At 53.9% G+C, this 14291-nt stretch carries 12 protein-coding genes; all 12 read left to right on the top strand.

Annotated elements, in window-relative coordinates; translation table 11 throughout:
* The first annotated feature begins 18 nt into the window (after positions 1–18).
* The 12 genes from NST69_RS26265 (at position 19) to gatB (ending at position 14230) form a co-directional block, all read left to right on the top strand.
* Positions 19–1641, top strand: coding sequence for an extracellular solute-binding protein (locus tag NST69_RS26265; protein WP_340957975.1), 1623 nt, complete (start codon positions 19–21; stop codon positions 1639–1641).
* Between the two features lie 15 nt (positions 1642–1656).
* The gene (locus NST69_RS26260; RefSeq protein ID WP_340958230.1) at positions 1657–2568 is read left to right on the top strand and encodes an ABC transporter permease subunit; all 912 of its coding nucleotides are present in this window, start codon (positions 1657–1659) and stop codon (positions 2566–2568) included.
* A 14-nt stretch (positions 2569–2582) separates the two neighbouring features.
* On the top strand, positions 2583–3464 hold the full coding sequence (locus tag NST69_RS26255; protein ID WP_340957976.1) for a carbohydrate ABC transporter permease: 882 nt from the start codon (positions 2583–2585) through the stop codon (positions 3462–3464).
* Between the two features lie 39 nt (positions 3465–3503).
* Positions 3504–5573: a TIM-barrel domain-containing protein gene (locus NST69_RS26250; RefSeq protein WP_340957977.1), complete on the top strand. Its 2070-nt coding sequence runs from the start codon at positions 3504–3506 to the stop codon at positions 5571–5573.
* Between the two features lie 9 nt (positions 5574–5582).
* Positions 5583–7100, top strand: a complete 1518-nt coding sequence (locus NST69_RS26245; protein ID WP_340957979.1) for an FGGY-family carbohydrate kinase — start codon at positions 5583–5585, stop codon at positions 7098–7100.
* A 13-nt stretch (positions 7101–7113) separates the two neighbouring features.
* A complete protein-coding gene (locus tag NST69_RS26240) occupies positions 7114–7296 on the top strand; it encodes a class II fructose-bisphosphate aldolase (protein ID WP_342547518.1) in 183 nt (60 codons plus the stop codon).
* Positions 7266–7991 carry a class II fructose-bisphosphate aldolase gene (locus NST69_RS26235; RefSeq protein WP_342547517.1) on the top strand — a complete coding sequence of 242 codons (726 nt, stop codon included), beginning with the start codon at positions 7266–7268 and terminating at the stop codon, positions 7989–7991. Before NST69_RS26240 ends, NST69_RS26235 begins: the two co-directional genes overlap by 31 nt.
* 34 nt (positions 7992–8025) lie before the next feature.
* A complete protein-coding gene (locus NST69_RS26230) occupies positions 8026–9075 on the top strand; it encodes a DUF4432 family protein (RefSeq protein ID WP_342547516.1) in 1050 nt (349 codons plus the stop codon).
* Between the two features lie 19 nt (positions 9076–9094).
* Positions 9095–10588: an L-arabinose isomerase gene (gene araA / locus NST69_RS26225; RefSeq protein ID WP_342547515.1), complete on the top strand. Its 1494-nt coding sequence runs from the start codon at positions 9095–9097 to the stop codon at positions 10586–10588.
* A gap of 174 nt (positions 10589–10762) precedes the next feature.
* The gene (gene gatC, locus NST69_RS26220; protein ID WP_076080520.1) at positions 10763–11050 is read left to right on the top strand and encodes an Asp-tRNA(Asn)/Glu-tRNA(Gln) amidotransferase subunit GatC; all 288 of its coding nucleotides are present in this window, start codon (positions 10763–10765) and stop codon (positions 11048–11050) included.
* Between the two features lie 25 nt (positions 11051–11075).
* Positions 11076–12533: an Asp-tRNA(Asn)/Glu-tRNA(Gln) amidotransferase subunit GatA gene (gatA, locus tag NST69_RS26215; RefSeq protein WP_340957985.1), complete on the top strand. Its 1458-nt coding sequence runs from the start codon at positions 11076–11078 to the stop codon at positions 12531–12533.
* A gap of 251 nt (positions 12534–12784) precedes the next feature.
* Positions 12785–14230, top strand: coding sequence for an Asp-tRNA(Asn)/Glu-tRNA(Gln) amidotransferase subunit GatB (gene gatB / locus NST69_RS26210; protein ID WP_340957986.1), 1446 nt, complete (start codon positions 12785–12787; stop codon positions 14228–14230).
* Positions 14231–14291 lie beyond the last annotated feature (61 nt).

Raw genomic sequence — 14291 nt, 5'->3', positions numbered from 1 at the left:
TGAGGGGGAAGCAAAATCATGAGAAAAATTGCCGCTTTATCTATTAGTACCGTTCTTTTGGCCCTGACAGCCTGCAGCTCACCATCCAATACCAATACCAAAGACACTGCCAGCTCCAGTGCCGATCCCAAGCAACCCATTGACCTGCGGGTAGGCCGTTATTCCCTGCCCACCTGGGGGTATCCCGCAGGGGATGATTTTGCGAACAACATCTGGTACCGGCATTATGCTGACAAGTTCAATCTGAACGTCATACACGAATGGACAGCTCTGCAGAATGAATACAATGAGAAGCTGAACATCGTCATTGCCTCGGGATCGATTCCGGATATCGTCATCGAAGCCTCCACCAACCAGCTGGAGACCATGGTGAAGGCCGGTATGACAGCGGATCTGACCGATGTTTTCGAAGAGCATGCGTCTGATTTGACGAAGGAGATTCTCACCGGTGACGGCGGCCTTGCGATGGATTCGGCAACCTTTGACGGCAAGCTCATGGCTTTGCCCTACACGACCTCGGTCATCTATGAACCCAGTCTGCTATGGGTGAGGCAGGACTGGCTGGATAAGCTGAACTTACCAGTGCCGAAGACCATTGACGATGTGATTGCGGTGGCCAAGGCCTTCAAGGAACAGGACCCGGACGGCAACGGCATCGACGACACCGGCGGGCTGGCGTTCAGCAACTGGCTATTCGACGGGATTACCTCCACCACCGGATTCTTCAACGGATATCATGCCTATCCGCAGAGCTGGCTCAAAGGAGATGACGGCAAAATCACCTACGGTAGCGTGCAGCCTGAAATGAAGAATGCCCTGGCTAAGCTCAGAGAAATGTATCAGGCCGGCCTGATTGATCCTGAGTTTGGCATGAAGGATACGACCAAGGTAACGGAGGAGGTAAGCGGCGGCAAATACGGCATCAGCTATGGACGCTGCTGGAACGTATACATGTACGGTACGGGCCTGGAGGGCCAGCCGGATATGGTCTGGACTCCACTGGCGGCCCCAAGCGCCGACGGCGAGGATGTATTTGCCAATGTAGGCACAACCGTGGTGAGTTACTACGCGGTGAACAAAGACTATAAGCATCCCGAAATTCTTGTCCAATTATTGAATGATTACAACGAGATGGCTTACGGTCCGAACCGGAACGATCCCGAGGTCAAGAAATTCTTTGCTTTCGAAAAAGGGCAGACCATTGTGGAACAGGGGCACTTGTCCCTGGCCCGGACCCTTACGACCGATGATGCCACCGTGAAATCTTTGGAATACCTGATCGAAGCCATCGAGAAGCGCGATCCCAGCAAGCTGGATCAGGCTCTGACCGAGACGGGGAAATACGAACCGAGCGTAGCTTATCTGGACGGCAAGGGGACCGGCTATATGGAATATCACCAGGTCAAAGCCTTCAAAACGATTGTGGAGGGCTATGGCACGGATCATCTGATTCCCCAGGCTTATGGAGGCACCACGGAAACGATGCTGAACAAAATGGGCATTCTGGGCGATTATGAACGTGAAATTTTCACGAAGATCATCATGGGTGCGGAGCCTATTGACGCCTTCGATACCTTCGTATCCGAGTGGCACAAGCTGGGCGGCCAGCAGATTCTGGACGAGATCAACGCCAGCTTGTGATGAAAGGGGTAGCCTATTGTGAGAGCTTTGCACCTGAAGAGCCGCTTCAGACATGAATTACCGTACCATTTGTTTTTGATACCGGGAATTATACTGGCTGTTCTATTCTGCTATATCCCGATGATGGGGATTGTCATGGCCTTCCAGAACTTTAGCGTGTTCAAGGGCTGGCTTGCCGGTCCGTGGGTCGGGATGGACAATTTCCAATATATTATTTCCATGCCCCGCTTCGGGCAGGTCATGTATAACACGATCTATATCTCGATTTTGAAAATTGTATTTTCATTGATTGTGCCTATCGTTGTTGCGCTGCTGCTGAACGAAATGCGCGGCCAGAGGCTGAAGCGGGTGCTGCAAACTGCGATGTACCTGCCTTATTTCCTGTCCTGGGTGGTGCTCGGCGGCATCATTCTGGATGTCCTCAGTCTGGAGGGGGTGATTAACAGCCTCATCCAGGCCTTTGGCGGAGAGCCGGTGGGCTTCCTGTCCAGCAACCGGCTGTTCCCCGGCGTACTGGTCACTACTGAAGTGTGGAAGAACTTTGGCTTCAATACGATTATCTATATGGCTGCGCTAACCTCCATCAATCCGGATTTGTATGAAGCAGCCATGATTGACGGAGCCAGCCGCTGGCGGCAGATCTGGCATGTTACGCTGCCCGGCATTCGTCCCACAATCATTCTTCTGGCTACTCTCAGTCTGGGCAATGTGCTGAACGCCGGGTTCGAACAGGTATTCATGCTGCTCAATCCGCTGGTGGTCGATTCCGGCGATATCCTGGATACGCTGGTCTACCGGCTGGCGTTCAATCAGGCGCAGTACAGCGTAGCGACAGCCGTAGGACTGTTTAAATCGCTGGTATCCGGAGTACTTATTTCAGTTTCCTATTATATGGCTTATAAGTTTGCCGATTACCGCATTTTTTGAAAGGGGGAGCAAGGGTGAAATACCGTTTGAACGGCAGCACCGTGTTCGCAGTATTCAACAAAGTGTTTCTCATTCTCTTGGGAATCCTCTGCATTGCGCCGATTGTCAATACGTTAGCCATTTCCTTCAGCTCCGCCTCGGCGGTGGCGATGGGGAAGGTGCGGTTTTTTCCGTCGGACTTTTCACTGGACGCTTATAAATTTATCGCTACCCGTCCGGAATTCCTAAGATCCTTGGGCGTGGCTGTGATCCGGGTGCTTGTGGGCAGCGCCCTGCAAATGCTGGTTACCTTTATTTCGGCTTATCCCCTTTCCAGGGAGAACAGGGATTTCAGCATGCGGACGTTTTATGTTTGGTTTTTCATGTTCACCATCCTCTTCAGCGGAGGCATTGTTCCCCTGTACATGCAAGTGAAATCCCTACACATGCTGGATAGCATGATGGTACTGGTCCTGCCGACAGCCCTGGCGGTCTTCAACATCGTTCTGATGATCAATTTCTTCAGAGGACTGCCCCGGGAACTGGATGAGTCCTTCCGCATAGATGGAGCCGGACACTGGACCATCCTGTGGCGGTTATATTTCCCGCTGTCGTTGCCTGCCTTTGCAACCATCCTGCTGCTGGCTATGGTAGGGCATTGGAATAGCTGGTTTGACGGAATGATCTTCATGAACCAGACCGAGAACTATCCGCTCGCCACCTATTTACGCTCCATTATTGTCAGCTTCGATTTCAGCAATGTGAGGTCTGAGGATGCCGCACTCCTGGCCAGCATCTCACCGCGCACGACCAAGAGCGCGCAGATCATTCTGGCCACGTTGCCCATCTTGTGCGTCTACCCTTTTTTACAGCGTTATTTCGTGTCTGGTCTCGTCCTGGGAAGCGTGAAGGGATAGTTCCAAAAACTATTTACAGTAGAGTAGGAGAAATGGATTATGCAGAAAATTGCCAGTGGAATCTTTAAGCTGACCTTCGGAACACCCGAAGAATTTACACCGGTATCGGTATTGAAGCCCGTCACATGTCTCGAAGCGCTGAATGCGCTTGAAGATCATCCGCTTCCCTTTCTAAGGGAGGACATTCATTTTCAACCGCGCCAAGGCTCCGTATTGCTGGAGATTCCCTTGGAGCCGGAAGAGGAAGTATACGGTTTGGGCTTACAGCTTAAATCGTTCAGACAGAGCGGCAGTAAGAAGAAGCTGCGCACGAATTCCGACCCGTCCGCGGATCTGGGCGACTCTCATGCGCCGGTTCCCTTTTATGTGAGCACCGCCGGTTATGCCATTCTGGTGGATACGGCACGGTACGCGACTTTTTTCAGCGGAGGGTGCAAGAGAGTTGGCAGCAAGCAGGATCTGGAAGGCTTCGAATCGGCAGGCACCGAGAAGGGGCACTGGGAAGTGAAAAAGGGAAGCGGCAATATGCTGGTAGATATCCCTGCGGCGCAAGGAGTAGATATTTATGTGTTTTGCGGCGGGGATATGAAGGACGCGGTCAGCCGTTATAATCTGTTCAGCGGCGGCGGGGCGTTACCTCCGATGTGGGGGTTGGGTGTCATGTACCGCGCCGACTGGCATGCGGATCAGGAAGATGTCCTGCAGCTCGCCCGGCAAATCAGGGCAGATGAAATGCCTTGTGACATGTTCGGTCTGGAGCCGGGCTGGCAGACGAACGCCTACTCTTGCACTTATGTGTGGGACAAAAGCAGATTCCCGGATGAAAAAGGGCTTATCCGGGATCTGAATGAAATGGGCTACCGGCTCAATCTCTGGGAACATGCTTATGTGCATCCGGAGAGTCCTGTCTTCCCGGAGCTGAAGCCCCATTCGGCAGACAGCTATGTGTGGGACGGCCTGGTGCCGGATTTCACGCAAGCTGAGGCCCGGGAAGCCTTCACGGACATCCACCAGCCCTTCATTGAGGCGGGGTTGTCAGGCTTCAAGCTGGATGAATGTGATAACGGCGATTATATCGGTAACTGGGGTTTTCCCGATTTCGCCCGTTTTCCGGGAGGGGCGGACGGGGAGCAGATGCACAGCTTGTTCGGCCAGCTCTATCAGCAAACGATGCTCGCCCCGTTCAAGGCAGCGGATCGCCGGACCTATGGACAGGTGCGCGCTTCCCACGCGCTTGCGGCGCCCTATCCCTATGTACTGTACAGCGACCTGTACGACCATGAAGACTTTGTACGGGGAATGGCCACCGCATCCTTCTCAGGTCTCCTCTGGTCGCCGGAGGTTCGTCAGACCGCTACGAGGGAGGAGCTGCTGCGCCGGATCGGTGCTGTGATTTTCTCACCAATGGCTGTACTTAACTGTTATATGATCCCATCGCCGCCCTGGAAACAATTCGATCATGACCGTAACCATGCCGGTGAGTGGCTTGAGGACTGGCCGCAGCTCGCGCAGCAATGCAGAAAGCTGATGCAATTCAGGATGAGCCTGATTCCCTACCTGTATGCTGCATTTGGCAAATACCGTCAACAAGGGGTACCGCCCATCCGTCCCTTGGTGATGGATTATCCGGAGGACCGCGAGGTGCTGGATTGCTTCGACCAGTTTATGGTGGGAGACGATCTGATGGCTGCTCCCGTTGTCTACGGCAATGGTGACACGCGTAAGATCTACTTACCCGGAGGCCGCTGGTATGAATGGCTGACAGGCGAGTGGTTGGATGGCGGACAATGGATCACGCGTCAGGTTCCAGAGGATGAAGTGTCTGTGTATATCAAACAGGGCGCGCTAATTCCTTGGGCAGAGCCCGTTCTATGTGTCCGGGACGACACCGTTTTTAATATAGAGCCTGTTCTGTACGGTGCGGAAGCAGGGGAATGCTCGCTTTTATGTGATGATGCAGTAAGCTATTCCAAGATTTCTGAGAGCCTGCCTTTTGCCACAATTAAGGTGACCCAAGAAGGCGGTCTGAGCATAGAGGAACAAGACATAATCTCTGAGCGCTATAGTATAGCCGGTGTGAAATACGTCCCGGATGGGGAGAGGGGCTGAATCGGGGACATGGCCGTCGATCTCATAGGCTTAGATATCGGGTCAACAGGCACGAAATGCCTGATTATGGCTCCAACGGGTGAGGTGCTGGCCCAGGCATACAGGGAATATCCCATGGAATCGCCGGAAAGCGGCTGTTATGAGCTGAGTCCGCAGCGGGTGTGGGAAGCGGTGGTAGCTGTGATCAGTTCCGCAATGATTAAGTATGACAGACCGCCTGCCATGCTTGCCGGACTGTCCGTTTCTTCCTTTGGGGAGGCTGCCGTTCTGCTCGACAGCGGGGGCTGCGTGCTTGGAAACAGCCTGCTGTATATCGACAAGCGGGGAAGCGGGCAACTGGAGGTTTTGGTGGAGCATATCGGAGAAGAGAAGATCATTGGCAAGACGGGCCTTCACCCCCATCCGATGTACACCCTCTCCAAATTGATGTGGTACCGGGAAGAGCAGCCGGACATTTATGAGCGTCTTCATACCTTTCTGCCGTTTGGATCATTTATTCTCTACAAGCTGGGTGCAAGACCCGTGATCGACTACTCGCTGGCGTCCAGAACGATGGCCTTTGATGTTCACCGGCTTAAGTGGGATGAGGAGATTATCCGGGCGTCAGGCTTAAGGAGCGGGATATTTCCCCAGGCGCTGGAGCTTGGATCACAGCTCGGCCGGATTTCACCCGCAGCGGCTGAGGCGCTGGGGCTGCCTGCCCACCTTCAGCTGGTGCTCGGCGGACATGACCAGGTATGCGCCGCCATCGGCGCGGGAGTCACGGAAGAAGGCTCGGCTGTAGACGGTATTGGCACTGTAGAGTGCATCACGCCGGTCTTCCATACCATGCAGGTCGATGATAAGGCGCTTGCGCTCAGCAAGCTGGCGCTGGTTCCTTATATCCAGGGGAGTTATACCACCTATGCGTTTAATTTCACCGGCGGCTCCCTGCTGAAGTGGTACAGGGACCAGTTCGGTTATGAAGAGAAATGTGCGGCAGATGAGTCCGGGCGGAGTGTCTATGAGATTATGGGCGAGAGCGCCGGAGAAGGTCCCACGGACATCTTGGTACTGCCGCATTTTGCCGGCTCAGGCACTCCATACATGAACCCGGCTGCGGTTGGGGTCATCGCGGGCTTGAATTTTAATACCACAAAGGGTGAGCTGTACAGAGCTTTAATGGAAGGCGTCACCTTTGAGATGAGGCTCAATCTGGATTGCCTGGAGCAAGCAGGTATGAGTATCAGGGAACTAAAAGCCTGTGGCGGCGGTGCCAAGTCCGCCCTGTGGCTGCAGATCAAGGCGGACATCATGAACAGGGCCGTCATCGCCCTTGATATCGAAGAGGCAGGTATTCTCGGAGCGGTTATTCTGGCCGGGGTGGCGCTGGGAGTGTTCCCTTCCTATGCAGAAGCTGCCCGCCGTTTGGTGAAGGCGGGCACTACCTTCTATCCCCGCCCGGAGAACCGTAAGCACTATGACGAGAATTACGCCAAATATAAACGGTTGTATCAAGCGGTTAATAGCGCCATGTCAAACCTATAGGAGATGCTGAAGAATGCCATTAGTGACCCTGAAAGAGTTAATGAAGGATGCCGAAGCCAAACGTTATGCCGTCGGCGCGTACAATGTTATTAATTTGGAGATGATCCGGGGAATCATTGCCGGGGCCGAGGAGGCACGCTCACCGGTCATTCTGCCTTTGCGGAAGTGCATATTCCGCTTGTTCCGCTGGAGGTGATCGCTCCCATTATACTGGCGGCTGCGAGGCAAGCGCGGGTTCCCGTTGCCGTACACCTGGACCACGGCCAGGATCACGAAATTCTGATCCGGGCGATGCAGCTCGGCTTCTCGTCGGTGATGTTCGACGGCGCGCATCTGCCGCTGGAGGAGAATATCCGCCAGACCAATGAAATCAGCAGAATCGCCAAGGCGCTCGGAGTTTCCGTAGAAGCCGAGCTTGGCAAGATTCTGCGTCCGGAGGGCGGAGGAGCGGAGGAAGAAATAGAAGAATATGATCCGGACGATGTCTACACCAATCCCCAAGAAGCCCAAACTTTTATTGCACATACCGATGTTGATGCCCTTGCCGTTGCTTACGGGACAGCGCACGGTGTTTATCTGACAGAACCGGTTCTGGATTTTGAGCGGTTGAAGCTCATCAAAGAGCTTACCGGCCTGCCGCTGGTGATGCATGGAGGGTCTGGACTGGATGAAGCCGCCTATATCACCTCCATACAGTGCGGCATCCGCAAGCTTAACTATTATTCCAATATGGCGCATGAAGTGGCCAATACCCTCCAGGCGAAATTGGCGGCCAACAGTGCGCAGCAGCGCAAAAGCTATTATCATGATCTATCCAGATGGGCTATGGAAGCAGTGCAGCAGGATATTGTTCGTACGATGAGAATTTTCGGGAGTGCCGGACAAGCCTGAGGCTTTCCTTCCCGGGTGCAGGAGGAATGGCAGTATGGCAAGACTTTATGGCAGAGAATGGACCCGGCGTGAGCTGGAGGCCAGAGTTGGCCGGATAGAGCAGCTTGCGGGAGTGCAGCCCTTTGTAATGAGAGAGGGGCCGGAGGCCGGTCAGGAAGTGTTCCGTGTGCGGACCGGCTCCGGCCTCTCCTATTGGGTGCATCCCGGCAAGGGAATGGATATCTCTTTGGCTGAATTTTGCGGCATTCCGTTTAGCTGGTCTGCCGCCAACGGAGATCCCCATCCCGCTTATTTCCGGGAAGAGGGGAATCACTGGCTGCAGACAGCTTCCGGCGGGTTGCTGATGACTTGCGGATTGTCGCAGGCAGGTGCGGCCGGCCGGGACGATTACGGAGCTTATGGATTGCATGGACAGATTCATCATACGCCTGCACGCCAGGCTTCCTATCAGGCGGAATGGCAAGGTAATGAATATGAGATACGCCTGCGGGGAGTCGTAGAGGAGACGTCCATCTTTGGACATAAGCTGCGTTTGACCCGCACGATTACAAGCAGGCTTGGCGAGAACAGTTTGCAGCTTAACGATTGCGTGGAGAATGTAGGCTTTACACCGGCCCCGCATCTGATGCTGTATCATTTCAACTTTGGCTTTCCGCTGCTTGCGGAGGATACCAGGATCATCATGCCGGAGAGCAGTTGTGCTCCGCGTGATGATGATATGGAGATATCACGGATACATGAATGGCAGGCGCCGGATCAGCGTTTTAAAGAACAAGTGTACTACCATGAGCCATTGGAGCAGCAAACGTACATCTGCGCACAAATCTGCAGCCCTTCTTTTCCTGTACCCGGCTTATCCTATTCTGCGGGCGGTCTGACGGCAGAGCTGAAGTGGAACCGGCTGACGCTCCCCAGACTGGTGCAGTGGAGAATGCCGGGAGCTGGCGAGCATGTGCTGGGACTCGAGCCGTCCAATTGCTGGACCCGGGGGAGAGCGGAAGAGCGCGGAGCGCATGCTTTGAAGCTGCTGGAGCCTGGAGCAGCCGTTCATTATGAGATTGAATTGAAATTCAAAACGAACTGAACAAACGGAGGAATTTGATATGCTGCAGGCTAAGCCTTATGTATTCTGGTTTGTAACAGGGAGCCAAGGTTTGTACGGAGAGGAAGTACTTGAGCAAGTGGAGGAGAACTCCAGGAAAATGGTGGAGGAGCTAAACCGCGAAGGGGGCCTTCCGTATCCGATCCAATTCCGCGAAACGGTCACGGCTCCGGAAGCGATTCTGCGAGTTTGTCTTGAAGCCAATTCCAGCGGGACCTGCGCGGGGGTGATCACATGGATGCACACCTTCTCACCGGCCAAAATGTGGATCTCGGGGCTGACCCAGCTGCGCAAGCCGCTGCTGCATCTGCATACCCAGTTCAATGTCGAGATTCCTTGGGACAGTATAGATATGGAATTTATGAACTTGAACCAGGCGGCGCACGGCGACCGTGAGTTCGGGTTCATCGGCGCCCGCCTGCGCATGGCCCGAAAGATTATTGCAGGCCACTGGAAGGATGAAGAGGTGCGTGCAAGAATCGGAGGGTGGATGAAGACGGCGGCGGGCTATACCGGGAGCCAGACGATGAGGATCGCCAGATTCGGCGACAATATGCGTGATGTTGCGGTGACGGAAGGCGATAAGGTGGAGGCGCAAATCAAGCTGGGGTGGACGGTCAACGGTTATCCGGCCGGTGATCTGGCTGAACGGGTTCGGAGTGTAAGTGATGCCAAGCTGCGTACGCTGATGGATGAATACGCCGAATTGTACGATTTTACGGATCAGGGACGTGCCGATGGCGCTGAACGGGAAGCCATTCGTGAACAGGCGCGGATGGAGATTGCGCTGAGCGAATTTTTGGAGGAGGGCGGATATACAGCGTTCGTGACCAGCTTCCAGGATCTGCATGGACTGAAGCAATTACCGGGGCTGGCGGCTCAGCGGCTGATGGCGGCAGGCTACGGCTTCGGCGGTGAAGGCGACTGGAAGACGGCCGCGCTGGTACGGATGATGAAGATTATGGCCGGTAATCAAGGGACCTCTTTCATGGAGGATTATACGTATCATCTGCAAAAGGGTAATGAAATGGTGCTGGGTTCCCATATGCTGGAGATCTGCCCGTCCCTGGCTGCGGACAGACCAAGAATTGAAGTGCATCCCTTGTTTGTCGGCGGCAAGGAAGCTCCGGCGAGACTGATTTTTAACGGAGCCAGCGGCAGAGGAATCAATGCTACCCTGGTGGATATGGGCGACCGGTTCCGTCTGATCGTCAATGAAGTGAATGCCGTACAGAATGAACATAGAATGCCTCATCTGCCGGTAGCGCGCCTCCTCTGGCAGCCAGAGCCGTCCTTGACCCGTGCATCGGAAGCCTGGATTCTAGCCGGGGGTGCACATCACTTCGCCTTTTCCTTCCATACAACAAGTGAACAGCTCCGGGATTGGGCGCGCATGGCAGGAGTCGAGTGCCTTGTCATCGACACCTCCAGCACCCTGATTTCACTTGAGAATGAGCTGCGCTGGAATGATCTGTATTACCGGATGAATCATTAGCCGGATTAAGCTTAAGCACTCAAGACCCGCTTGCTGCCACAATCAGCAGGTGCGGGTCTTTTGCTGTATATATCCCCCTCAATCGACAAGCGCATTGAATTGTAAGGCCGTCTACCCTATAATTAAAAACGTTATCCGGGCGCTTTAGCCCTTTAAACAGGAGGGATATCCATTATGAGCATCACCGTCAAAGATGTGCAGCATGTGGCCAAGCTGGCCCGACTGCAATTAAGCCCGGAAGAAGAGGCTACCTTCACCGAACAAATGAATGCTATTTTACAATATGCCGAGAAATTGAATGAGCTGGATACTGAGAATGTAGAGCCGACCACCCATGTGCTGCAAGTCAGCAATGTGATGCGTGACGATGTGGTGAAGGAGAGCCTGACCCAAGAGGAAGCGCTGCTTAACGCACCGGAACATGAAGAGGGACACTTCAAGGTTCCCGCTGTTCTGGAATAACCATACCCTGAGAGGAGGAAGCAAGTTGAGCCTGTTTCAATATCGACTACCTGAAGTACATAACATGCTGCACAGTAAAGAGGTCTCGGTCCGTGAACTGACTGAAGAATCCCTGTCCGTCATTGCGGAACGTGACAGCAAGGTTCATGCTTTTTTGACACTGAATGAAGAGGGGGCCCGCGATCAGGCACGTGCGCTTGATGACAAGCTGGCAACCGGAGCTGCGCGTGGTCTGTTATTCGGATTGCCCGCCGGAATCAAGGATAATATTGTGACCCAAGGTCTGCGCACCACCTGTGCCAGCCAGTTCCTTAATAACTTCCAGCCGATTTATGATGCTACCGTAGTTTCCAAGCTGCGTCAGGCTGATGCCGTAACTATAGGTAAGCTGAACATGGACGAGTTCGCCATGGGCGGGTCCAATGAGAATTCCAGCTTCGGCGCTGTGCGCAATCCATGGGATTTGGAGCGTGTTCCAGGCGGTTCGAGCGGCGGTTCGGCAGCAGCGGTTGCGGCCGGAGAGGTATTCTTTACACTTGGTTCCGACACCGGCGGTTCGATCCGCCAGCCGGCTTCCTACTGCGGAGTAGTCGGCCTTAAGCCTACCTATGGCCTGGTCTCCCGTTACGGGCTGGTGGCTTTTGCCTCCTCCCTGGATCAGATTGGTCCAATTACCCGCAGCGTTGAGGATTCTGCATATGTACTGCAGGCGATTGCCGGTTATGATGCCCAGGATTCCACCTCGGCCAAGGTCAGCATACCTGATTATCTGAGTTCGCTGACTGGTGACATCTCAGGTCTGCGGATTGCCGTACCGAAGGAATACCTGGGTGAAGGTGTGGACGCCCAGGTCCGCGAATCGGTGCTCGCAGCACTCAAAGTGCTGGAGGGCCTAGGCGCAGTGTGGGAAGAGGTTTCCCTTCCGCATACCGAATATGCCGTAGCCGCTTATTATCTCCTTTCCTCATCCGAGGCTTCCTCCAACCTGGCCCGTTTTGACGGTGTCCGTTACGGAGTGCGTGTGGATGATGGGGGTGGATTGCTGGATCTGTACCATAACTCCCGCAGCCAGGGCTTCGGCCCTGAAGTCAAACGCCGGATCATGCTCGGCACCTATGCGCTAAGCTCCGGATATTACGATGCTTATTATTTGAAGGCGCAGAAGGTGCGCACCTTGATTAAGCAGGATTTTGATGAAGTGTTCAAGAAATATGATGTCGTGATCGGCCCGACTGCGCCAACCACAGCCTTCAAGCTGGGCTCGCAGACCGAAGATCCGCTGACCATGTATCTGAATGATATCCTTACCATTCCTGTCAGCCTGGCCGGTATTCCTGCTATCAGCATCCCTTGCGGGTTCGCTGAAGGTCTGCCTGTCGGCTTGCAGATTATCGGCAAGGAGTTTGATGAGAGTACGGTACTGCGCGTTGCGCATGCCTTTGAACAACATACAGAGCATCACAAGGCCCGCCCGCAAATGTAGCTTTTATATTAAGATGCACTTAAGATTTGAACTTGAAGCTACATCGTCACTGCGGTGAACATTTGGACTTCCGGCCGCTGTTGTCCCCAGATTTCTTGATTAATACCGCTGTTCGCGGTTGAAATCCGGTGACAAAGGCGGTCGCTACCGCTCCTACAGTTCCAAATTTCCCCTCCGTTTCTTTTGCTTTTTGTTTATTTCTTTAGTGCTTCTTATATAGTTTGAGTATATGCCCACAAAACTTTTAAGGGATGAGATTATCTATGTCTAAATATGAAACGGTCATCGGGCTTGAAGTTCATGTGGAGCTTCATACCAAGTCCAAAATCTTCTGCGGCTGCTCCACAGAATTCGGCGCTCCGCCTAATACCCATACCTGTCCGGTCTGTCTCGGCCACCCCGGTGTACTGCCGGTGCTTAACCGCCAGGCGGTAGAGTATGCCATGAAAGCGGCAATGGCTCTGAACTGTACGATCGGCGATGTCAGCAAGTTTGACCGCAAAAACTATTTTTACCCCGATTCCCCGAAGGCCTACCAGATTTCGCAATTTGATCAGCCTATCGGCCTGAACGGCTGGATTGATATTGAAGTGAATGGAGAGACCAAACGGATCGGGATCACCCGTCTTCATCTGGAGGAAGATGCGGGCAAGCTGACTCACGTGGATGGAGGATTTGCTTCACTGGTTGACTTCAACCGGGTAGGCACTCCGCTTATTGAGATTGTCTCGGAGCCTGATCTGCGTTCACCGGAGGAAGCGCGTGCTTACCTGGAGAAGATCCGCGCCATTATGCAGTATTGCGATGTATCGGATGTGAAGATGGAAGAAGGCTCGATGCGCTGTGATGCCAATATCAGCCTACGGCCGGTGGGGCAGGAGGAATTTGGCATCCGGGCCGAGCTGAAGAATATGAACTCCTTCCGCGGGGTTCTGCGCGGGCTGGAGTATGAGCAGTTCCGTCAGGGGGAGATTCTGGATGACGGGGGAATCGTTGTACAGGAGACCCGCCGCTGGGATGAAGCGGGAGGCAAGACCTTGTCCATGCGCGGCAAGGAGGAAGCCCATGATTACCGTTATTTCCCGGACCCGGATCTGATTGTGCTGCATATTGGCGAGGACTGGAAGGAAGCGATCCGCTCCACGATCCCTGAGCTGCCGGATGCCCGGCAGGCCCGGTACAGTGAGGAGTTTGGTCTGACTGCCTATGATGCCGGAGTGCTCACTTCCTCCAAGCCGCTTGCGGACTTCTTCGAGGGCAGTCTTGCCTTCACGCAGGATGCCAAGGCTGTCGCCAACTGGATGATGGGCGATCTGCTGGGGTATTTGAACAGCAATAATCTGGAGTTATCCCAGGTGAAGATTACGCCGCAGGGGCTGGGCGAGATGATCGGCCTGATCGCAGGCGGAACCATCAGCAGCAAAATTGCCAAGACCGTGTTCAAAGAAATGCTGGAGAGCGGCAAGCTGCCGGCAGTTATCGTTGAAGAAAAGGGTCTGGTGCAGATCAGTGATGAAGGTGCGATCAAGAAAATCGTACAGGAAGTGGTCGCTGCTAATCCGCAATCTGTCGAAGACTACAAGGCCGGCAAGAAACAAGCGATCGGCTTCCTTGTAGGACAGGTCATGAAGGCGAGCAAAGGGAAGGCTAACCCGGGTCTTGTGAACACACTGCTAGCAGAAGTGCTGAACAGCTAGATTGGGTAATAGATTATAGAATCTTGGGCACAGGGCTTGTCGGCAACGGCAGGCCCCTGTG

Source organism: Paenibacillus sp. FSL P2-0089, assembly GCF_038595095.1.
GTDB classification, from domain to species: Bacteria; Bacillota; Bacilli; order Paenibacillales; family Paenibacillaceae; genus Paenibacillus_AQ; species Paenibacillus_AQ silagei.
Note: the sequence above shows the minus strand (reverse complement) of the source record. Positions and strands in the feature narration are given on the sequence as shown.